Origin of the sequence: Rhizobium tropici CIAT 899 (genome assembly GCF_000330885.1) — a bacterium.
GTDB classification, from domain to species: Bacteria; Pseudomonadota; Alphaproteobacteria; order Rhizobiales; family Rhizobiaceae; genus Rhizobium; species Rhizobium tropici.
Genome location: NC_020062.1, coordinates 1,167,876 through 1,190,204 on the forward strand (window position 1 = coordinate 1,167,876; position 22,329 = coordinate 1,190,204).

At 59.6% G+C, this 22,329-nt stretch carries 19 protein-coding genes; 10 read left to right on the top strand and 9 right to left on the bottom strand.

Features of this window, described 5'->3' with window-relative positions:
- Window positions 1–121: 121 nt before the first annotated feature.
- Complete coding sequence (locus RTCIAT899_RS27520) at window positions 122–1,099, top strand: DUF1402 family protein (RefSeq protein WP_015343118.1); 978 nt, start codon at window positions 122–124, stop codon at window positions 1,097–1,099.
- A 36-nt stretch (window positions 1,100–1,135) separates the two neighbouring features.
- On the opposite strand, the gene RTCIAT899_RS27525 is transcribed toward RTCIAT899_RS27520, so the two are convergent.
- Both RTCIAT899_RS27525 and RTCIAT899_RS27530 read right to left on the bottom strand, forming a co-directional pair.
- Entirely contained in the window at window positions 1,136–1,753 is a 618-nt protein-coding gene (locus tag RTCIAT899_RS27525; protein ID WP_015343119.1) for a glycosyltransferase family 29 protein, read from the bottom strand.
- Between the two features lie 126 nt (window positions 1,754–1,879).
- Window positions 1,880–3,007, bottom strand: a complete 1,128-nt coding sequence (locus RTCIAT899_RS27530) for an ROK family transcriptional regulator (RefSeq protein ID WP_015343120.1) — start codon at window positions 3,005–3,007, stop codon at window positions 1,880–1,882.
- Between the two features lie 218 nt (window positions 3,008–3,225).
- Between RTCIAT899_RS27530 and RTCIAT899_RS27535 the strand changes: the two genes are divergently transcribed.
- The 3 genes from RTCIAT899_RS27535 to RTCIAT899_RS27545 all read left to right on the top strand — a co-directional run bounded on the left by RTCIAT899_RS27535 (window position 3,226) and on the right by RTCIAT899_RS27545 (window position 7,060).
- Window positions 3,226–4,098, top strand: coding sequence for a glycerophosphodiester phosphodiesterase family protein (locus RTCIAT899_RS27535; protein WP_015343121.1), 873 nt, complete (start codon window positions 3,226–3,228; stop codon window positions 4,096–4,098).
- 411 nt (window positions 4,099–4,509) lie between these two features.
- Window positions 4,510–5,994: a lipopolysaccharide biosynthesis protein gene (locus RTCIAT899_RS27540; RefSeq protein WP_015343122.1), complete on the top strand. Its 1,485-nt coding sequence runs from the start codon at window positions 4,510–4,512 to the stop codon at window positions 5,992–5,994.
- Between the two features lie 55 nt (window positions 5,995–6,049).
- On the top strand, window positions 6,050–7,060 hold the full coding sequence (locus tag RTCIAT899_RS27545) for a polysaccharide pyruvyl transferase family protein (protein ID WP_015343123.1): 1,011 nt from the start codon (window positions 6,050–6,052) through the stop codon (window positions 7,058–7,060).
- A 138-nt stretch (window positions 7,061–7,198) separates the two neighbouring features.
- Here RTCIAT899_RS27545 and derI read toward each other — a convergent pair whose 3' ends face one another.
- The 7 genes from derI to RTCIAT899_RS27580 form a co-directional block, all read right to left on the bottom strand.
- Window positions 7,199–7,654 carry a D-erythrulose-4-phosphate isomerase gene (gene derI, locus RTCIAT899_RS27550; RefSeq protein ID WP_015343124.1) on the bottom strand — a complete coding sequence of 152 codons (456 nt, stop codon included), beginning with the start codon at window positions 7,652–7,654 and terminating at the stop codon, window positions 7,199–7,201.
- Window positions 7,655–7,665: 11 nt separating this feature from the next.
- Entirely contained in the window at window positions 7,666–8,436 is a 771-nt protein-coding gene (locus RTCIAT899_RS27555) for a triose-phosphate isomerase (RefSeq protein WP_015343125.1), read from the bottom strand.
- Window positions 8,433–9,209 (bottom strand): DeoR/GlpR family DNA-binding transcription regulator, encoded by a 777-nt coding sequence (locus tag RTCIAT899_RS27560; protein ID WP_015343126.1) that lies wholly within the window; start codon window positions 9,207–9,209, stop codon window positions 8,433–8,435. The genes RTCIAT899_RS27555 and RTCIAT899_RS27560 overlap by 4 nt, the downstream gene beginning before the upstream one ends.
- Window positions 9,210–9,325: 116 nt before the next feature.
- Window positions 9,326–10,270 (bottom strand): sugar-binding transcriptional regulator, encoded by a 945-nt coding sequence (locus RTCIAT899_RS27565; protein ID WP_015343127.1) that lies wholly within the window; start codon window positions 10,268–10,270, stop codon window positions 9,326–9,328.
- Between the two features lie 126 nt (window positions 10,271–10,396).
- Complete coding sequence (locus RTCIAT899_RS27570; protein ID WP_015343128.1) at window positions 10,397–11,329, bottom strand: sugar phosphate isomerase/epimerase family protein; 933 nt, start codon at window positions 11,327–11,329, stop codon at window positions 10,397–10,399.
- Between the two features lie 27 nt (window positions 11,330–11,356).
- Window positions 11,357–12,868, bottom strand: a complete 1,512-nt coding sequence (locus tag RTCIAT899_RS27575; protein WP_015343129.1) for a glycerol-3-phosphate dehydrogenase — start codon at window positions 12,866–12,868, stop codon at window positions 11,357–11,359.
- Window positions 12,869–12,960: 92 nt separating this feature from the next.
- Window positions 12,961–14,511, bottom strand: coding sequence for an FGGY-family carbohydrate kinase (locus RTCIAT899_RS27580; protein WP_015343130.1), 1,551 nt, complete (start codon window positions 14,509–14,511; stop codon window positions 12,961–12,963).
- Between the two features lie 863 nt (window positions 14,512–15,374).
- On the opposite strand from RTCIAT899_RS27580, the gene RTCIAT899_RS27585 reads away from it, so the two are divergent.
- The 6 genes from RTCIAT899_RS27585 (at window position 15,375) to RTCIAT899_RS27610 (ending at window position 22,295) form a co-directional block, all read left to right on the top strand.
- Window positions 15,375–16,031, top strand: a complete 657-nt coding sequence (locus RTCIAT899_RS27585; RefSeq protein WP_015343132.1) for a DUF2291 domain-containing protein — start codon at window positions 15,375–15,377, stop codon at window positions 16,029–16,031.
- Complete coding sequence (locus RTCIAT899_RS27590) at window positions 16,028–17,572, top strand: sugar ABC transporter ATP-binding protein (protein WP_015343133.1); 1,545 nt, start codon at window positions 16,028–16,030, stop codon at window positions 17,570–17,572. Before RTCIAT899_RS27585 ends, RTCIAT899_RS27590 begins: the two co-directional genes overlap by 4 nt.
- A gap of 22 nt (window positions 17,573–17,594) precedes the next feature.
- A complete protein-coding gene (locus RTCIAT899_RS27595) occupies window positions 17,595–18,647 on the top strand; it encodes an ABC transporter permease (RefSeq protein WP_041678207.1) in 1,053 nt (350 codons plus the stop codon).
- Window positions 18,648–18,747: 100 nt separating this feature from the next.
- A complete protein-coding gene (locus RTCIAT899_RS27600; protein ID WP_015343135.1) occupies window positions 18,748–19,695 on the top strand; it encodes a D-ribose ABC transporter substrate-binding protein in 948 nt (315 codons plus the stop codon).
- Window positions 19,696–19,871: 176 nt separating this feature from the next.
- The gene (locus RTCIAT899_RS27605; RefSeq protein WP_015343136.1) at window positions 19,872–20,708 is read left to right on the top strand and encodes a DeoR/GlpR family DNA-binding transcription regulator; all 837 of its coding nucleotides are present in this window, start codon (window positions 19,872–19,874) and stop codon (window positions 20,706–20,708) included.
- Between the two features lie 57 nt (window positions 20,709–20,765).
- Window positions 20,766–22,295: an FGGY-family carbohydrate kinase gene (locus RTCIAT899_RS27610; protein WP_015343137.1), complete on the top strand. Its 1,530-nt coding sequence runs from the start codon at window positions 20,766–20,768 to the stop codon at window positions 22,293–22,295.
- The last annotated feature ends 34 nt before the right edge of the window (window positions 22,296–22,329 follow it).

The window sequence follows — 22,329 nt, forward strand, 5'->3', positions numbered from 1 at the left end:
CTTTGATCGAAGTTTATTGTGATTCGCGAGGCGGAAGAAGCTTACGCTCTTGCCTTCGGATAGTGATCGCGTATCAAGATCGTCCCCGCGCCGGGGTATATTTTGGAAAGTCAGCTTGCGAATGCGAACACGCCTGTCGATACTCCCGGCACTCGGTCTCCTTTTTATCCTTGCATTGACAAATGCCGCTTCCGCGCGTGAGCTCGTGCGCGTGCCGCCGGGCAATCGCAACAGCGTCCAGCCGCCCATACCGAACACTTCGGTACTGCGGGCCAAGGCCTTCAACACGACCTACGACGAAAAATATCAGAAGATCGTCGGCGTGCTTCGCGACGACAAGGACTTGATGGCCTCGATCAGGAAGGCCGGACAGGCCTACCAGATCGATCCCATCCACATCGTTGGCGCGCTCGTCGGCGAACACACCTACAACATCACGATCGTCAACAGGGTAAAGTCCTACTACGTCAAGGCGCTCGCCTATTCACAGTCCGATTTCAAGTTTGCCTATAAGGACGTGACGGTTCAGACCTTCCTGAAGAAGCCGGAATTCGCCCGTTGCGACGCCCTCACCGGCAGCGCCGAATTGTGGGAATGCCGCGATGAGACCTGGGACAAGAGTTTTCGAGGCAAGGTCATCGACGGCGTCGCTTACGAAAACATGACGTTCCAGCGCGCCTTCTTCCAGCCTTTCTTTGCCGGCCAGACCTTCGGCCTTGGGCAGATCAGCCCTTTGACAGCCCTTGAAGTCACCGATCTCGTCCATGCGACGAGCGGCCTGCCGAAGCTTTCCGTCGACGATCCGCAGGCGATCTACCGCGACATCATGGATCCCGATCGCAGCGTGATCTATATCGCCGCTATCGCAAAGGATGCCATCGACGCCTATCGCGCCGAGGGTTTCGACATCACCGACAATCCCGGCTTGACGGCAACGCTTTACAATGTCGGCCAGCCGCGCCGTCGTGCGGCCGCCCTGCGGCAAGCAGCGGACGCCGCGGGCGGGAAGAAACTGCCGGAAGAAAATTATTATGGCTGGCTGGTGAACGACAAACTGCCGGAGCTTCGTGGGTTGCTCGGCAGCGACAATAGCCAATAGGCCGGCAGAACTTCACCAATGAAGACCATGGCCTAATCAGGCGATCAGGCTGACGCGATCATTGGCAATCTTGTTTTCGACCCAGCTACGCTCACTCTGCCAATCATGCCGCTTCCATCCTTCCCAGCCGAAGCCGCATAGCTTGATGTCCCATTCGGACGCGGGGAACCTTGCGAGCGCATAACGGATGCCAAGAAAGCCGGTGCTGGGAAAGACCTTGTGCATGCGATGCTCGGAAATGCCGAGCTCACCGCAGCTATCCATATAGGTCTGCGGCGGCATGATGCGGATCTCCTTGCCGGCCCTGCCCAGCAACTCGATTGCCTGCATCGTCCAATCGCCTCTTCTGCCTTGCAGACGCTGAAAGATGTTGGGCCGCGGGTGATACTTGCGAATGATATCGGGGTGATAGGCCAGCATGAAAACCTGTGTGGCCTTGAACGCGGCGTTGTCCATGAAATCCGGATCGAGGAGCCGCCGATACAAGGTCTTGCTCGATGCTGCCAGCATGATCATGTCGGTGCGCTCGCCGCTCATGCCGCCGGAAAGGACCGGCTCGTTAAAACGCATGACGAATTGCGCCTCGTCCACGATACCGGCGATATCGCGTTCCAGCTTGCCATTGCCGACAATGATTGCAGTCTTACGCGCCAATGCGATCGTCCAGAAAATATGGGCCGTGGATTAGCAAGCGGTTCTGACAGCACACTGAAACATTGATGAGGCGGAACTGAAATCCCTCGACCAGCCGCAGCAGCGCGAAGCGACGCAGATGAAGCGCTACAGAAAGTATCGGAACTTCAGCGGAAGCAGAGCCGCTCCAATCGCGCTGGCATCACCTTTGGTTTCGCTGAGAACCAGCCGAGGTCCGGGCGGTGCGGCACCATAGCGGTGCGGGCGCTGCGACGGCAGGCGGGCGCGGTCGATCATCATCTGCCCAAGCACTGGCGGCAGCTGCCCGCCGAAGACGATGGCCTGCGGATCGATCACCCCGGTAAGCGTCGCGATCAGACGCTCGAGCATAGGCATGACTTCGGAAAGCCAGCTCTCCACACCCGGCCAGGAAGGGTTGAAATCCTGCTTCAGCTCCTGAACAGAGCCTATGTCGATCCCGTTCTCCCGCAATGTGTGGATCAGATATTGCAGGGCCGGCCGCCGCGGCTTCTCCTCAGCATCATAAATGACGCTGAATTCCCCGGCATTGCCGTGGAAACCCAGATAAGGCCTTCCCTCCAGGATGAGACCGCCGCCAAATCCATAATTGAAGGAAAGATATGCGAAGGTTTGGCACCAGCGACCGACGCCGCTCAGGCTCTCGCCTATGGCGCCCGTCGTTGCATTGTTTTCCAGCCATACCGGCAATGCGAAGATGTCCTCAAGCTCCGGCTGCAGATCGATCAGCGACCAATCACGCAAGGGCTCTGGAGCATTGAACTGACGATCAGCGCCGACGAAGAAACCGGACATGGCAAAGCCCAGCCCAATGAGATTCCCGCGCGATATTCCACGGCGTCGCAGGACCGAGTTCAGCTTCTCGGCAAGCGTCGCCAGCGTTGCCTTGCGGTCGGAAAGTATGCCTCTGACCGTTTCCTGATCGACAATGCCGCAGCCGAAATCGGCAAGCGACAGCGTCACGGCATCGGTATTGACGGAAATACCGACCGAATAAACCGCCTGCCGCTCCAATTCGATTGTCGGACTCGGCTGGCCCCGCGCTCCCTTGAGCGGCGTCCCTGCGCGAAGCAGGCCGCGAGCCGTCAGTCCCTCGACCAGGCGATGCACGGATTGCTGCGTCAAATTCGTGTAAGATGTAATGGACGCACGCGGGATCGGTTCGTGACGGCGGACAATATCGAGGATGAGGCGTTCATTCTCGCTTGCCAGCGGAGATTCTTCATGTGCTGCCATGGCTGCGATCCTGGTCCTGTCACACCGACTTAGCCGCTCATCCGTCCGAGTACCATCACACAAACAGATATTTCCGGCGTCGCGTCATAAATACTACACTTTATGCGTATTAATAGCCTAGTGGCGCCTTAGCCAGGCATGGCTTCGGCCGTCCCCCACTCCCGTCCGCATTCACTCACTCAAGCCGCCGAACCGGCATCGCACGAAAGTCCCGTTCCATGCACAATCAGACCGCCGCTTCTTCCTCACGCCGCCCAGCCGATATTTACGACCTTCTCTCGCGGGCCAATCCGGGTATTCTGACGGTCGCCCATCGTGGCCTCTGGTCGGCGGCACCGGAGAATTCGCTGGCGGCAATCCGCGCCGCAGCCGAGCTTGGCGTGGAATTCGTCGAAATCGACACGCAGGCGACTGCCGACGGCCATCTCGTCGTCATTCACGACAAGACGCTGGACCGCACCACTTCCGCCGGAGGTGTCGTCGGAGCAAGCAGCTTCGCCACGGTCCGTGATGCACGATTGCGTGCCGGCGCTGGCGGAGAGATGACGGCGCTGACGGATGAGCGTATTCCCACGCTCGAAGAGGCGCTGGAGGAGGCGCGCGGGCGCGTCTTCGTCAATATCGACACGAAATTTCCGAGTGAATTGCCGCAGGTCATTGCCGCGGTGCGTCGGCTGAGTGCCGAGGATCACGTCATTATCAAGTCGGATGTCGAGCCGCAAAGCGGCTCTTTCCCCGTGCTCGATGCCGATTGGTTCGGATCGATCCCGCATATGCCGATGTTTCGTGTCCGGCCCGGCAAGTTTACCGATGATCTTCGAATGATCGAACCGCTCAAGGCGCCGATGATCGAAGTGAAATTTACCGACATTGCCGATCTCGCAGCCGGGCGCGAGGAGCTGGAGCGCCAAAATATCCGGCTCTGGATCAATACGCTCGATGTCTCCTACAATCTCGACTTCAACGATAGCCGGGCGCTTAGCGACCCCGAAGGTGTATGGGGAACGCTTGTTGACGCCGGCGTCGGCGCCATCCAGACCGATACGAACGTCGAATTCAAGCAGTGGCTCGCGACCAGACGCGGCAAATAGAGGCCCTTCGGCTTAACGCACAGACAAGAAAGCCCGGGTGGTCTCCCATCGCCCGGGCTTTTGCGTCCTCCCGCGCTGGTAGCAATCTAAAGCAAAGCCTTCGCGCTCGCGAAGAGGAGCGTTTCTCAGGAGCGGCCTTACCAATTTTGGTCATCTGAAAGGCAAATGCTGCACCGCAAAGGAAATGATACGAAAATGAATTAAAACTGATGTGAAAATGAATTTTGAACGTTGACTTAAGGAATCGCTGAACTAGTTCCCGCTCATACGCCGGGGTCCGCCCCATCCATAGCGACCATATGATCCTGCATAATCCTGTGCAGCCGTTTCAGCAGCTAAGACGCTGTTACGGCAAGCAATATTCGTGCGGTTAAGAGGTCGCATCATAGCGCAGTGGGACTTCAGTATCGCATGAGCAGCATCACTGGACGGCTCGTCAAAGGAAGCATGTGGCTAAGCCTGTCCCGGACCATCGTGAACGGACTTGCAACGCTCAGCACCTTCGTATTGGCCCGCTATCTCGCGCCCGCCGATTTTGGCGTCGTCGCCCTTGGCATGACGATATTGATGATCGTCACGACCATTACCGAACTTTCCCTTTCGGAGGCGCTGATCCGTCATGCTGCACCGGACGAATCCCATTTCAGTGCCGCCTGGACCCTGAATGCCGCGCGCGGGCTGGCGATCTGCATCCTGTTTGCGATCTTTGCCTATCCGGCGGCGGCCCTTTTCAATGAGCCTAGACTGGCGGGCGTCATGTTCGCTCTCGGTATCAGCATGCTGCTTGGTGGTCTCACGAATCCGCGCCGCATCATGCTGCAGCGCGATCTGATCTTCTGGCAGGAGTTCGTGCTTGCGGTCTCGCAGAAATTCGCCGGCTTTGTCGCCTCGGTTGCGATCGCCATCATCTATCAAAGCTATTGGGCGCTGATCGTCGGCACGCTGATCAGCCAGGCGACGAATGTCATCGTCTCCTATCTCGTGCTGCCCTTCCGCCCCAGGATCACCTTCCAGCACATGCGGGAGTTCTTCTCCTTCTCCGCCTGGCTGACCGCCGGCCAGATCGTCAGCACGCTCAACTGGCGCTTCGACTATCTGCTTGTCGGCAAGATGCTCGGCGGCATCCAGCTCGGCTATTATTCGGTCGGCAGTAACCTCGCCATGATGCCGACGCGGGAGGCGACCGCTCCGCTCACGCAGACGATCTATCCGGCTTTTGCTGGTATTCATAACGATCCCGGCCGGTTAGCCGCCGCCTATCAACGCGTACAGGCGCTGGTCGCGGCAGTCGCCCTTCCAGCCGGAATCGGCGTTGCCGTGACTGCCGATCCGCTGGTCAGGCTGGCGCTCGGCGATAAATGGGCGCCCGTCATCTTCATCATCCAGTCGCTTGCTTCTGTCTTTGCGCTGCAGACGCTGGGCTCGCTCGTACAGCCGCTCGGCATGGCAAAGGGCGAGACGCGCGTGCTCTTCGTCCGGGACACGCAGATGTTCTGCCTGCGTGTCCCGATCATGATTGGCGGCCTGATGCTCTATGGGCTTCCGGGGGTCATTGCCGGCCGCGTCTTCACCGGCCTCTTCAGCACGGCCGTCAACATGATGCTCGTGCGACGCTTCACCGGCATCACCGTTGCAAAGCAATTGTCGGTGAACCTTCGGGCACTCGCGAGCGTCGCCATCATGGCGGCGGGCGTCTCTTTTGCCTCGAGCCATCTTGCCTACACGGACGACAAGTTCGTGCTCGTAACGCATCTCGCAATCCTGATCCTGCTCGGCGGCCTGCTCTATTGCGGTTCGACGCTCCTGCTGTGGACGCTGATGAAGCGGCCGGCCGGCCCGGAAACGGAGGTTCGAAACATACTCGGCAAGGTGCTGCCGAGACTTCGGCCTGCCTGAAGCGCGCGGCCGACACCGGCCGGACTGATTGTCATCTGAATGGGGGAATGGGGAAATGACATTACCATCAAATCAACAGCTGATCGCCAAACTGGACAACATGATCCACGATTGCCTGAAGGATTACATCAGCAATGATGAACCTCTGGCGATCCTCGACTTTCCCGACATCCGCAACTGCGGCGACTCCGCCATATGGCTCGGCGAAATGGCTTATCTCAACAGGCGATACGGCAAGCGGCCGGCCTATGTCTCGCGCATCGACGATTTCTCGCCCGAGCAGCTCGACCGCACCATGCCGACCGGCCCGATCTTCATTCATGGCGGCGGCAATTTCGGCGACATATGGGATGCGCATCAGGACTTCCGTGAACGGGTTCTGGAGCGATTTCCCAATCGGCAGGTAATCCAGTTCCCGCAATCCATCCATTACAAGTCGCAGGCACGCATTGAGGAAAGCGCCCGCGTCATCGGACGTCACAAGCATTTCGTACTGCTGGTGCGCGACGAGGAATCGAAAGAGTTTGCCCATAAGCATTTCGATTGCGAGGTGCGCCTTTGCCCGGACATGGCCTTCAGCATCGGCCCAATCCGGCCGGAGGCCCCGGAATTTCCCGTGCTTGCCATGTTGAGATCCGATCTTGAGAAGGTGGGCGAGGCGAATCTTTCCGCCTATCCCGATATCCCGAAAGAGGACTGGACGACCGAATCCGCCAAGCGTGTGCGCATCTCCAAGGCGATCGGCGCGGCAACGGCTCTCATGGCCCTCAAACCGGCGGAAATAAGGCTGCGCAAGCTCGACGCAGCGGCACATAATCGTCTGAGACGCGGCATACGCCAGATTTCCCGCGGCCAGGCGATCGTCACGGACCGTCTGCATGTCCATATCTGCTCGATCCTGCTTGGACGGCCGCATGCGGTGCTGGACAACAGCTATGGCAAGATACGCCGGTTCATGGCGGCATTCTCCGGCGGCACCGATCTTGCCTACCGCGCGACCTCGCTCGATGACGGTATCGCCTGGGCACGCCACCAGGCGACACAGCCATTGGCCCCCGCTGCCTGACAGGCCGCGTCGTAGGCCTACAAAAATAATCAGGCGAAGGCGCTTCACGTGCCTTCGCCTGATATTGGCTCGATCCAGCCTGGGAGGCAGCCATCCGGGCAGCGCAGACAAACCGCCTGCCCTTTCCCAAAATCGCTCTTAACGGGCGTTGTACTTCGCATCGACCTCGTTGATAGCCTTGACGTTGCCGGCCGAGCGGCCATTCTCGTCAAACGTCTGCGCCAGGAAGGCATCAGCGATCGCCTTGGCGAGCTCAGTGCCGATGACGCGGGCACCCATGGTGATGATCTGGGCATTGTTCGAGAGCGCCGCGCGCTCCGCCGAATAGGTGTCATGGGTCAGCGCCGCGCGAATACCCGGCACCTTGTTGGCCGAGATGCAGACGCCGATGCCGGTGCCGCAGACAAGGATCGCCTTGTCATAGGTGCCGTCGATGACGCCGGAGGCGACGCGGTCGGCGAGGTCGGCGTAAAACGCATCTGGCCCCTCGTCAGTGCGCGACACTTCGCTCACCTCGAAACGCTCCTTCAGATGATCGGCGAGAACCTTGGCGAGGCCTTCACCGGCGCTGTCTCCAGCAATAGCAAGCTTCATGATATGTCTCCTCAGAGTTTGGCGGCGCACTTGGCGAGAATGTCGAGATAGCCCTCGACGTTCCAGGCCGAGCGGCCGATGAAGAGCCCGTCTACGTGCGGGCAGGATATGAGTTCTTCACAGTTTTGCGGATTGACGGATCCGCCGTAGAGGCAGGGAATCTTTCGACCGACCACGTCTTGCGCGACCGCAATGATTTCCGCCTGGCGCGCGTCGGCATAGGATGGCTCGGCTGGAATGCCCTTTTCCCCGATCGCCCAGACAGGCTCGTAGGCAAGCAGGATATCGGCCTGCTTTTGGGCATCCGAAAGCTTCGACAGAGCGCCGACGACCTGCTCGCTGAGGATCTCCGTTGCACGGCCGCTTTCACGATCGGCCAGCGTTTCGCCGATGCAAATCAACGGTATCAAGCCATGACGGACGGCCGCCTCTGTCTTGAGGCCGACGGTTTCGTTGGTCTCGCCAAAATACTCGCGACGCTCCGAATGGCCGAGCTCGACGATATCGAGATTGCAATCCTTCAGCATCAACGGCGAGATTTCCCCCGTCCACGCACCGTGGTCGGCCCAATGCATGTTCTGAGCGCCTACCTTGACGGAGCTTTCCGAGAGGATCGACTTAACTTCCCGCACGGCTGTGAAGGGTGGAATGACAAAGCGCTGGATGCGAGGATCCCGAAGAGCATCGGCGGCACGCAAGGCGTCAGCGAAGGCGCGGGCCTCGGCAAGCGTCTTGTTCATCTTCCAGCTGGTGCCGATCCAATAGCGTGGCTTCTCTGTCATGTCATATCCTGGTTCGAGGCGATGGTAAGAGCGATGCCGTCGCGGCGAAATTGCTCGAGGATGTCGGCATCAGGTGCGCGATCGGTAATTACGGCGTCGAAATCAGTCAGATCGGCCATTACGTGCAGTGCGGTATGGCCGATGCGCTGATGGCTGACGAGCAAGCAGTTCTTGGCCGCCGATGCGATCATCGCCCGTTTGGTGCGCACGACGTTATCGTCCATGTGATAGGCGAGCTTGCCGGAAACGGCTGGCGTCGACAAGAAGGCGATGTCGGCCCGCAGCCGCGACAATGCCTCCTCTGTAACGACGCCCAGAAAAGCATTGAACTTTGCGGAATAGATGCCGCCGAGCGCTATCAGGGTGATGCCGCTTTCGTTCTTCATCCGATCGATGATCGCGGCATTGTTGGTGATTAGCGTCAACGGCCGCTTCTGCAGCAGCATCTCGCCCAAAACTGCCGCCATCGACCCATCGTTGATCATTACGGTCATGCCGGGCTCGACCAGTTCCAGCGCCGTGCGCGCCATGGCGAGCTTCTCGTCATGACCCTGGCGCTCGCGGAACCGGAAATCACTTTCGAACTGGGTGCCGGCATCGATGGTCGCGCCGCCCCGGACCTTGCGCAGCACGCCGGCCTGTTCGAGATCATCGAGATCGCGATGGATCGTCATCTTGGACACGACGAAGCGGTCAGCGAGATCGTCGAGATCGACGGTCTTGTGCTCGACGAGCAGATTGATGATCGATTGCTGGCGCTCTTCGCGTTTCACCTTGCACTCCGGCCTTTGGCCCGAAATGGAATTCAGGAGAGATATAACATCAAAATCTCACAAATCAACATTTCTGTTGTTATATTGAGATGAACTCCTGTTTGCTGCCGCTGGCATCACACCTCATCCTTTAGGAGTGCCCGCGCCGTTTTCTCATCCGTTATCAGACCGTATAGACAGCGGCTCTTGAGGACGGCGCGGATGGCCTCGACCTTCGGCAATCCGCCTGAGAGCGCGACCAGCCGCTCGCCCTTGATGCGCGGCAGGGAGGCAGACAATGTGCGCGAGGTCAGCGTCGTCTCAAGTATATTGCCATCGCCATCGAAGAAATGGCCGAGAATTTCGCCGACGCCCCCGGCCGCCGTGATCTCCTTGATCTCCTTCGGCTCGACCATGCCCGACAAGACGAGCTGGGCATCGGTATCGACGGTGCCGAGACCGACGAGCTTGAGATCGGCACCGTTTGCAAGGTCGAAGACTTCCTTTACGCCGCGCTGCGCAAGCAGCACATCGCGGTCTTCCCGTGTATTGGCGAAGAAGGGCACTGGCATGACATGCGACTGCATGCCGGTCTTTTCGGCTATGCGGTGCATCACGTCATAGGGGTTGGCTGCATAGTTACGCGTCAGGCCGCCGAGCAGCGAGACGAAACGTAAATCCTTGGCGCTGACGCGCGACAGATGATGGACGGCGGAGGAGAGCGTTCGGCCATGGCCGAGGCCGATCACCCTATTGTTGCCGCTCTCGATCTCGCGCCGCAGGAAGCCGGCTCCCGCCTGACCGAGTGCGCGAAACTCGAAGCCTTCCTCGCCCAGATCGGGTGCGACTTCGCAATATTGCAGCCCGAAGCGAGCCGAAAGTTTGGATTCCAACTCGACACATTCGACGATATCGCCATCGATCGTCACCTTGACGACGCCTTCGGCAACCGCGCGCGCAATCAGCCTATGCGCCTTCACCGAAGGAACGCCGAGACGTTTCGCCACTTCGGACTGCGTCAGCCCGCCTGCATAGTGCAACCATGCCGCCCGCACGGCGAGCGAAGCATCCGCATCCGTCATCGTCCGTTCCCTTTCATTTCCATAGGCATAGTCCCTCGCCTGTTCTCTCCGGCCATAGTGTCCGATCCGGCCACCTCCTCGAAAGAATTTGGTACCTGATGAATCGGGACTCGGCCGCTCCACCGGCTAGATATGCAAGTCACCAGCGCCCGTGTCGATATGAGGCGCCCAGAAGGCGACACTTTCGGCAATCTGCGCGATGACCTGGCGATCGTTGGGCTCGCGCTCCTTGAACGACAATTCCAGGCAGATTTCATTGTCCTTGGCACCGCCTTCCGCGAAAGCCTTGAGCAAAGGTTCGGGCTGAATCCGGCCCTTGGCATTGAACTCCGCCGTGAAGGGGCGATGTCCGCCTTTGTCCATCAGGCTCTGCTTGATGTGAATGATCGGAGACACTTTCGGCACGGTACGCGCCCAGGCATAGGGGTCGTAATCATCGGGATTGGACGACGTGACGTCGCCATGATCGATATCGGCCATCATCCACATCGGAATGGCGAACGGCGCCTTGATTAGCCTGTCCTGCAGGGAAAGGCAGGCCTCGATCGTCTCGCCGAATTCGCGACCGATGCTCATCGGCTCCCAGAAGATGTAGGAGAGACCGGCAGCCTGGGCATGTTCGGCCACCTCGCCCCAGCAGTCGATCGCGATCTCGATCAACTCCTCACGCCGGACCGGATCGTCGTAGTCCTTGTAGGTGAAGATCGCGAACTGTGTGCCGACCGAATGACCGCCGAGATCGGCGGTGATATCGGCAAAGGTCTTGAACCAGTCAATATAATAGCGACGCACATCCTTGTCCGGGTGGCCGAAATGATTGAGACGGCCATAGGGACCGGTCATGCCTGAGGTTACGCGAACGCCGGTGCGTTTCAGGGCTGCCTGCATGTCGCGCGTCAGCCGGCGAATGACCGGTGCCTGCCAGCTCGGATTGATGAATTCGTGCGTCAACTGCAGATCGCGGATGCGCAGATCGCGCGCAACGGTCTCGATCAGATCGGCCGGCTCGGCAAAGCGATTGACAAGCGGGTTGGTGTTGAGTGAAAGCGTCAAGGGCATGCGTATTCTCCGGCAGGATCTGGTGGTTCAGGCGGCCAGCGCCAGTTCGGCGTCGAACCAGGCGGCAAAAGCTGCTTTCTCTTCAGCCGTCATGCGCAGCCCTTCCTTGGTGCGACGCACGAGCACGTCTTCGGCCGCCTGCGCCCATTCGCAAGCCACGAGATAGCGAACCTCAGCTTCATAGAGATTGCCGCCGAAATGGCGGCCGAGCTCAGCAAGCGACGCGGCATTGCCAACGATCTGCTTCGTGCGGGCGCCATAGAGATGGCCGTAGTGATTGACGAGCGCACGCGGCATCCAGGGATAGGCCGCACGCAGCGTATCGGCAAAGGCGACATAATCGGCATCGGGGATTTCGCCGCCCGGCAGAACAGCACTCCGCGTCCAGTCGCCACCCATCTTCGGGAAGAATTTCGCAAGCCGCTGCATCGCGTGCTCGGAGAGCTTGCGGAAGGTCGTGATCTTGCCGCCGAAGACGCTCAGGAGCGGCGCGCCGCCGGTCTCGTCAAGATCGAAGACATAGTCGCGCGTGACAGCAGACGGGTTGCCCTTGCCGTCGTCGAACAGCGGCCGCACACCGGAGAAGCTTTCCAGAACGTCGGAGCGGCGCAGCTTCTCCTTGAAGTAGCGATTGACCGCCGTGACGAGGTAATCGATTTCCTTCTCGTCGGCCTTCACGTCCTCCGGCTTGCCCTCGTAGGGAATGTCGGTCGTGCCGATCAGCGCCTTGTCGCCTTCGTAAGGGTTGATGAAGATCACGCGCTTGTCGTGGTTCTGGACGAGATAGGCCTGCTGGCCGGCCCAGAATTTCGGAACGATGATGTGGCTGCCCTTGACGAGCCGGACGCTGCGCTGGCTGTTCGAGCCGACGACACGGCCAATAATGTCGTTGACCCAGGGACCGGCGGCATTGACCAGCACGCGGGCGCGCACCGTCCGCACCTCGCCGGAGCGCTCGCTGCGCATCTGAATGAGCCAATTACCCTGTTCGCGCCGGGCGCTGACGCAAGCCGTGCGCGTCAAGATCCGCGCGCCCTTGGCGGAAGCGTCGAGAGCGTTGAGAACAACGAGCCGGGCGTCATCAACCCAACAGTCGGAATATTCAAAGCCCTTCGAATATTGATCCAGGATCGGCGCTCCTTCCGGGTCACGGTGCAGATCGAGCGAGCGGGTGCCCGGCAGCTTCTTGCGGCCGCCGAGATGATCGTAGAGGAACAGGCCGAGACGCACCAACCATGCGGGACGATCCGTCGGGCTGTGCGGCAGCACGAAGCGCATCGGCCAGATGATGTGGCTGGCCGAGTTCAACAGCACCTCACGTTCGATCAGTGCCTCGCGCACCAGGCGGAATTCATAATATTCAAGGTAACGCAGGCCGCCATGCACGAGCTTACCGGAGCGCGAAGACGTCCCCTCCGCGAGATCACCCTTTTCGCACATGATAACCGAAAGGCCGCGGCCTGCTGCATCGCGCGCAATGCCGGCACCATTGATGCCTCCGCCGATCACGAAAAGATCAAAGATTTCCGGTTCCATCATGTCATGCTCCTAAGGATGCCCTGGTTCAAATGCCCTTGGGGCATCTTCAATTCAATCTTTTAAGCCGCGCTCGCTCGCCGGCCTGATAACGGCTAGTGCTGGGCCAGCTTGTCCCAAGCGGGCGCAATCGCCTGGCGCACGTCCTTGTAGGCGTCGAACAAGCGGTCATAGCGCTCGACGTTTTCCTGATCCGGCGCTTCGGCTTCGCCGAGCAGCGGTGTGACCCAGTCGGCAATGCAACTGTCCATGTCGCGATAAGCCCCGATCGCGACAGCGGCCATCATCGCGACACCCGCGGCTCCCGCCTCCTCGCGATCGGAAATGCGCACCGGCGCCTTGACGGCGGCCGACAGCGACCCCCGCAGTGCGCGCGACCGGGCAGCTCCTCCCGTGATGCGCAGCTCCGAAGGCATGTCGCCCATGGCGGCATAACAATCGCGCGTTGCCATGCCGAGCCCTTCGACGACGGCCCTCAGCATGTCGGCAAAGCCGTGCCTCGTCGAAAGGCCGGTAAAGCCTGCACGCGCATGGGCATTGACGAAGGGACCGCGCTCGCCGGCCTCGGAAATATAGGGATGATAGAGAAGATTCGTCGGCCGCGCTTCGGCAAACCAGGCGTCGATACGCGGAATGAGGTCGGAATAGGAAATCTCGCTCCCGCTTGCGGACATCAGATCTGCCGCAATCTTCAGAATCCAGTCGATATTGATGGTCGCACCCATGTTGGTCTGGACCTGCGTGACGATACCAGGGATCGGCAGGGCGATCACGTAGCCAGTCCCTTCGTCATTGAGCTGGACATCCGGCACGGCTTTTGCGCGCATATGTACGCCCGTCGATCCGATCGTTGAGCAGGCCGCGTTCTGGCCGCCGGTGCGAACTCCGGCGCCAAGTGCGGTCATCACCATGTCGACATAGCCGAGACATACCGGCGTTCCGGCCAGCAGACCGGCGGCCTTTGCCGCTGTTTCCGTCAAGGGATGGCTGATCTCCGTTCCATCGACGATCTCGGGAAGAAGCGAGCGCCGGCGGGCAAGGCCGAGCGCATCGATGACAACAAGATCATATTGCCGATTGCGGAAATTGCCGAAAGTGAAGCTTGCCTCGGATGGATCGGTCGCGCGAATGCCTGTCAGATTGAGATAGAGCCAGTCCTTGCAATGCAGCGCCGTCTCGGCTCGATCGAGAAGCTCAGGCATGAAGCGATCCATATGGGCGAGCTGCGCGCCCTGCTGGCAGGTATTGAGACCGGTGCCGGTCGCCTCGAAGCGGGCGCGGTTACCCTCCAGGGCGCTCAACCGCGTGACCGTCGATGCTGCGCGGGCATCAAGCCAAAGCCAGGCATCATCGACGGGCGCATCGCCAGGACCAACAAGCCAGGTGCCATCGCCCTGCCCCGTAACCGCGATCGCAGCCGTCCTGGTGGCAAGATTTTCGACCTTCTCCCCAAGCCCGCGCAATGCGCTGACACAGTCCGTCCAGGTCTGGCCGAGCGACTGCGTGACCGATCCGTCTTCACCCGTCCGGTAGCGATTTCGCGCCGAAGCGGAAGCGATCTGCTTTCCGGTTAAGTCGAAGGCAACCGCCTTCAAAACAGAGGTCCCCGCATCGATCCCGATGATGATCCCGTCACTCTTAGGCATTGGACGCCAACCCCGCCATCCCGCGTCTTGCAACACGAGCGCAAGCAAACATCACAAACATTTTCATTCCTCCCCTTACGACCAAGGGCATAAGCTATGCTTGTCCGCATTCGTCGTCGCTATATTTGCCACTCCACAGACAGAATGACGAATGAAGCACCACTTAACAGACAATGGATTCACGATTCATCCGAATGCCGCCCTCATAACACAAAGATATCGCGGCTGCAGTAATAATTTTCTGGTATTGTAATTTTTTTCATATAAAATAGATGAAAATAAACGTCGCGTCACCGCGGGCAGGAGCAGCGACTGCAATCGAAGAAAATTGACGCAACGAGCGGAGCTCCTCGAAGGGGTCAGCAAGACGCTGCAAAATATGTGTGCGCCGTTTCCATATTCACCAATTATTTTAATCACTTAAGTAATTTCCCTGCAGTTAAGGCGGCTAAAGCGGCACCGATCGCAGGACGCCCGTAGCGCACCAATAGAGCAGCAAGCTTAGGCGCGAAAAAACAGGAAACACTGAAACTCATAGAGGCCCACCGAATACAAAGCGCACTAAATCACGGTTGACAGCCTTAAAGATTTATAACATATGAAGTGCAGTTATTAACATACTTATATCACAAATATCGCATAGATGCGGAAAATGTGAAGAGGGCGATTGGAGGAGACAGTCGCCTATATGCTGAGGAGGCTCCTGATGTTGAATTTCCCTTTCGGTGACGGCGTAGCCCGGAGCCAAGCGGAACGCGCCCCGCGCCAAATGCGCAGACCCGACTGCCACTAAGCCGGATCGCGGCACTTTTCTCCCTTTCTCCATCAGGCAATCCGGCTGACATGCCCGAGGTCGTTTGAACATGAATACGCAAGCTCAATACGCAACTGCCAAGCCGACCGGCTCCAAGGTGAAGATCGTCACCGGCATCGCCGCCTTTGTGATCGTGATCGGCGCCATCGCCGCCGATACCAAGGTGGTCAAGATCGGCTCCGAACACGACGTGCGCGAACAGGGTTTCCAACCGGACACCTATGGCACTGCCGAATTCCCGAAAGTGCAGGCCGATGTCGAAAAGCGCGCCGTCGATGCGGTGACGCTCGCCAGTGCGGTTCTCGCCGACAAGAAGGCGGCCGGCGAGAAATATGGCGTCGCGACTACAACCGGTCCCGTTCTTCCCGTCTCCTTGACGGGCGCCTTCGGCGAACGCAAGGCTAACCTCAACGAATTCAAGGTCGACGGCATGCCTGACGGCATCACCGTTCGCATCCAGACGGGCCCTGCGATCAACGGCACCGATCTTCGCGATGCGACTGGCAAGATTGAATTCGGACAATTCACCAACCAGATCGAATATCAGGACGCGGGCTCCGCCATCAACAACGAGATGAAGAAGGCGACCCTTGGCGGCCTGGACCCTGAAAAGCTGACCGGCAAGACGGCAACAGTCGTCGGAGTCTTCAAGCTCATCAATCCGAAGAACTGGCTCGTCACCCCGGTAAAGGTCGATGTGAAATGAGCCAGGTCCAGAACAATGGCACGCTCACGGGAGAAGTCGTTCTTGCCGCCCGGAACGTTGCCAAATCCTATGGCAGCGTCCATGCGCTGAAGGGTGTCAATTTCGATATTCGCCGCGGCGAGGTCACCACCCTCTTCGGTGAAAACGGCGCCGGCAAATCCACCCTGATGAAGATCCTGTCCGGCGTCATCCAGCCGACATCGGGCGAAATCATCCTCGATGGCGCCCCCATTTCCTTCGCCTCCTCCACGCATGCGCGCGCCTGCGGCATTTCCATCATCCACCAGGAATTGAGCCTAGCGCCGAACCTCAGCGTCCGTGACAACATCTTCATGGGTCGCGAGATCATGAAGGGAGGCGTGGTCGACTTTGCCGAGGAAGAACGCCAGACCCGGGCGCTGATGGAGGAGCTCGAAGAAAATATCGATCCGATGACACCGGTTGAGGATCTGCGTCTCGGCCAGCAACAGATCGTGGAGATCGCTCGCGCTCTATCGGTCAATTCCCGCATCCTGATCATGGATGAGCCGACCTCCGCGCTCAGCGCCAGCGAGGTCGAAGTTCTCTTCAAGGTCATTCGCGACCTGACGAACCGCGGCGTGTCGATCGTCTATATCTCGCATCATCTGGAAGAGGCGCTGCAGATCACCCATCACGCCGTCGTTCTGCGCGATGGCAACATGACCGCCTATGCCGAGCGCAAGGACATCGATCTCGAATGGATCGTGCGCAACATGGTCGGCGACAATTTTGACCTCGGCAGCCCGCCGACCGGCCACAGAATGGGCGACGTGGCGCTGACGATCGACAATCTCACGGTTCCTGGCCCTTCGGGCGCCGCCTATAACGCTGTCGATCGCCTATCGCTTGAAGTCCGCGCCGGCGAAATCGTCTGCATCTACGGTCTGATGGGCGCCGGCCGTACCGAACTGCTCGAATGCGTGGCGGGACGGCTGCGCTCGAGCGGCGGCCGCGTGCTCCTCGGCAACACGGATGTCGGTGGTCTCAGCATCGCCGGACGCATCGCACAAGGTTTGGTGCTGGTCCCCGAAGACCGACAACGCGACGGCCTCGTTCAGACGATGACCGTCGGCTCGAACCTGTCGCTTGCCAGCATCGGCGCCTTTACCAAGGGTCTTTTCACCTCAAGCGGTCGCGAGCGATCGCTGGTCAGCGACTCCATCCGCAAGGTTCATATCAAGACCGACGGCGGCGACGCGGCAATCGGCTCGCTATCGGGCGGCAACCAGCAGAAGGTTGTCATCGGCAAAATGTTGGCGACGGCACCTCGCGTGATCCTGCTCGACGAGCCGAGCCGCGGCATCGATATCGGCGCGAAGGCAGAGGTCTTCAAGCTGCTCGCCGAGCGCGCCAAGGAAGGTCTGGCGGTGATCTATTCGACCTCGGAAGTCGCCGAGTGCCTCAGCATCGCCCATCGCATCATCGTCATGCACCGCGGCAGGATTTCTGCCGAATTCGGTCCTGATGTCACCAAAGAAAAGATCATGGCCGCCTCCGGCGAAGCAGTGGTCGCGCACTAGCCGCATTCATGGAGCACTGATTATGTCAGTCACAAACATCACAGATAAGAAACCAGTATCCAACGGACAGCGGCGGAATTTCAGTCTCGTGCGGCTGATCCTGGAAGGACGCGCCTTCTTTGCGCTGATCGTCATCATCGCGGTCTTCTCCTTCCTGTCGCCCTATTACTTCTCGCTCAGCAACTTCCTGACCATGGCCTCGCATGTGGCGATCTTCGGCATCCTTGCCATCGGCATGCTGCTGGTCATCCTGAATGGCGGCATCGATCTTTCCGTCGGCTCCACGCTTGGCCTTGCCGGCTGCATTGCCGGTTTCCTGATGCAGGGTGTCACGCTTTCGAGCTTCGGCGTTATTCTCTATCCGCCGGTCTGGGCCGTCGTCGTGCTGACCTGCATTCTCGGCGGCGTGGTCGGTGCGGTCAACGGCGTGCTCATCGCCTACCTGCGCGTTCCGGCCTTCGTCGCTTCGCTGGGTGTCCTGTATGTTGCCCGCGGCATCGCCTTGCTGATGACCAACGGACTTACCTACAACAATCTCGGTGGCCGCCCCGAACTCGGCAACACGGGTTTCAACTGGCTGGGCTTCAACCGCCTCGCCGGCGTCCCGATCGGTGTCATCGTCCTTGCCGTGCTTGCGATCATCTGTGGCATCGTGCTTAGCCGTACCGCCTTCGGCCGCTGGCTCTATGCGTCTGGCGGCAACGAGCGCGCTGCCGATCTTTCCGGTGTTCCGGTCAAGCAGGTCAAGATCGCTGTCTACGTGCTTTCAGGCATTTGTGCCGCCATTGCCGGCCTCGTCTTGTCCTCGCAGCTGACCTCGGCCGGTCCGAATGCCGGCACCAGCTATGAGCTGACGGCGATCGCCGCTGTCGTCATCGGCGGCGCCGCATTGACAGGCGGCCGCGGCACGGTGCGCGGCACCATGCTCGGCGCCTTCGTCATCGGCTTCCTGGCGGACGGCCTCGTCATCATCGGTGTCTCGGCCTACTGGCAGACGGTCTTTACCGGCGCGGTCATCGTGCTCGCCGTGCTCATGAACAGCATCCAGTACGGACGTCGGACCAAGTCCGGCTGACACTTACCGAAACTTGTCACCGACCGGTGAAAAACGCCGATCGGAGAAAGGACCGCTGGTTCGCCGGCATCACCAGAGCTCATCAAAGGGAGAGAGACTAATGTTTAAAAAAGGCTTGCGCATCGTCATGGCAGCAGTTGCTGTGGCACCGCTTCTGACCGGGGCCGCTTGGGCCGCCGGCCAGATCACCGTCATCGTCAACGATCCGTCCAACCCCTACTGGCTGACGGAAGGCAACATCGCCAAGGCGACCGCCGAGAAGCTCGGCTATACCGCCACGGTCGGTGCGCACAAGGGCGATACCAACACCGAAAGCAACCTGATCGATACGGCGATTACCAACAAGTCGGTCGCCATCATCCTCGATCCGGCCAATGCGGACGGCTCGGTAGGTGCAGTCAAGAAGGCCGTTGCAGCCGGCATCCCGGTTTTCCTGGTCAATGCCGAAATCAACCAGGAAGGCCTTGCCAAGGCTCAGCTCGTCTCCAACAACGCTCAGGGTGCGGCGATCGGCGCTCAGCAGTGGGTCGAAGCCGTTGGCGACAAGGGCAACTATGCCGAACTCTTCGGCTCGCCCTCCGACAACAATGCCGCCACCCGCTCGAACGGCTATGAAACCGTTCTGACGCAATATCCCGACCTGAAGAAGGTTGCCAAGGAAGTTGCCAACTGGGACCGCACCCAGGGCCATAACAAGATGCAGTCCATGCTGCAGGCACACCCCGACATCACGGGCGTGATCTCCGGCAATGACGAAATGGCGCTTGGTGCAATTGCTGCATTGAAGGAAGCCGGCAAGCTCGCCAACGTCAAGGTCGGCGGCTTCGACGGTTCGCCGGACGCTGTCGCCGCCATCAAGGCCGGTGAGCTTCAGTATACTGTCCTGCAACCGGTCGCTATCTTCTCCGAAGAAGCCGTCAAGCAGGCCGACAGCTTCATCAAGACCGGCAAGACCGGTGCCAAGAGCGAAAAACAGCTTTTCGATTGCATCCTGATCACCAAGGACAATGTCGACAAGTACACGGCACCCTTCGTTCTCGCCCAGTAGTGACATTGGGGACGCCGCACGCCGGCGTCCCCATCCCTTGGCCGCGATGAGCGGCATCCTGGCTGAACATCAGACAGAACTTGCAGAAATCCTGATAGCGAATTGTTCTTTCATATTTTTTCACGACATTCGCTGCAGTTAGCCGATCTCCGCAAGGCTCAGCGTCAGAGGCCAAAGTGACAGACAAGACAAGCCCCGTAGCATTCCTGCAGGACGAGCTGCCAAGCGACAGTCGTCATTCTCGTCAGATCGCCAGGCGCCAGATGATCGCCGAAGCCGTGATGGCGGAAGGCTCGATGCGCATCGAGGATCTGACCGAGCGTTTCGGCATCAGCCTGATGACGGCCCATCGCGATGTCGACGAGCTGGTCAGCCGCGGCCTGTTCCGCAAGACACGCGGCATCGTATCGGCCGCTGCCACCAGCCTGATCGAATCGAGCGACGTCTATCGCGCCAATCGGCAGGCAAGCGAAAAGAAGATGATCGCCGCTGCTGCGATGCAATTCATCGAGCCTGGCCAGGCAATCTTCCTCGACGATTCCACCACCGTCCTGCAGATGGCCTCGCAGCTGCCGGCCAAGGTTCCGCTGACGGCGATCACCAACTCGCTGACGCTGATGAATGCGCTGAAGGATATGCATGACGTGACGCTTCTGGCGCTCGGCGGGCAGTACTATAATTGGTGCAACGCCTTCATGGGGCGGATGACGATCAATGAGATCAACCGCTTGCGGGCCGATGCCGCTTTCATCTCGATGTCGGCCATCATCGACGACGTGGTGTTCCATCAGTCGCCCGAGATCGTCGATATCAAGCGCGCAATGTTCGAAAGCGCCGCCAAGCGCATCCTGCTGATGGATCATACCAAGTTCGAACGGCGGGCCCTGCACAGTTTTGCGCATTTGAGCGAATTCGATGTCGTCATCGTCGACGGCAAGACGCCTGCCGACCATCTGGAGCGCATGCACAGCAAGAATATCAATGTCGTCGTCGCCGGCGGCGACAAGGAATGATCCGGAGACTGAGCCGCCAGGGCTTACCCTCTTCGCTTGCGATCAGGAGCAATGAGAATGCCGAGTCTGCTCGGAATTGACAGCGGCTTGACCGTCACCAAGGCCGTCATCTTCGATATCGACGGAACGCCGCTTGCCGTTGCGCGCCGCCGCGTGACCCAATTCATGCCGAAGGCCCGCCATGTCGAGCGCGACATGGACGAACTCTGGACGCAGACGGCAGACGCCATTGCCAAGGCGATCAAGCTCAGCAACCGTCCCGCCAGCGATATTCAGGCGATTGCCGCTACCGCGCATGGCGATGGCATCTATCTCCTCGACAAGACAAGGAAACCGCTCGGACGCGCCATTCTCTCGCTCGACAGCCGCGCCGGCTCGATCGTCGAACAATGGCTGAAGAGCCCTGTTGCCGATGAATCCTTGAAGCTGACCGGGCAACTGCCGCATGTCTCGGCGCCATCGGCCTTGCTTGCATGGATTAAAGCCAATGAGCCCGAACGCTTTGTTGAGATCGGCCATATCCTGAGCTGCAAGGACTGGCTGCGCTTCTGCCTGACCGGCGTTGTCGGCACCGACCGCACCGAGGCGAGCACGTCCTTCACCAATGTCACGACGCAGGATTATGCGCCGGATGCGCTCACGCTCTTTGGTGTCGATGAAATCACGAGCGCCTTACCGCCTGCCTCGCGATCGGATGAGATCGTCGGATATGTGACCGAGGCCGTCGCAAGGCGCACCGGCCTTGCCGAAGGCACGCCCGTCGTTGCCGGCCTGCATGACGTCACGGCATCGGCCCTCGGCGCCGGCGGTTATGCGTCCGGTGTCGTTGCTGTCATCGCCGGTACCTATTCGATCAACGAGACGCTGTCATCGAAACCGAGCGTTGATCGCCGCTGGTTCTGTCGCAACGCCATTGCACCTAGCCAATGGAACAACATGTCGATCTCGCCGGCATCGTCAGCCAATTACGAATGGTTCCTGGATAAGCTGTGCGCCAGCGACATTGCCGGCGCCGAAGCTGCCGGCACGTCCATTCATACCATGCTCGGTCCCGAGATCGAGGCAGCGTTCAATCGACCGTCGAGCGCGCTGTTCCATCCCTATCTGTTCGGTTCGCCCTATGGTGCCGAGGCCACTGCCAGCTTCTTCGGGCTTGGCGGCTGGCATGATCGCGCCGATATGCTGCGCGCGGTTCTGGAAGGCATCGCGTTCAACCACAAGATTCACGTCGATGCCCTAAGTGCCGGTTTTTCCTTCGATCAGGCAAGGTTGGCAGGCGGTGTCTCGCGCAATCCGATCGTCGTGCAGATGTTTGCCGACGTGTTCGGCATGCCCGTTACCGTGACGGAAACCGATGAAGCCGCTGCCTGGGGGGCAGCCCTTTGCGCCGGAGCCGGCATTGGCGTCTATTCAAGCCCGCAGAGCGACCCGCGCGATGTCGGCAAGATCGCCAGAACCTATTCTCCGGATCCCGGCCGCAGCGCAGACTACCGTATCCGCTATCAGCTCTTTCGCGACATTGCCGAAGCAATGACGCCGCTCTGGCCGCGGATCGGCAATCTCGCAACCCAGCACTCCCAAGGCTAGACCGCCACTTGCGTCGCGAAGACAGGGTCTGTTG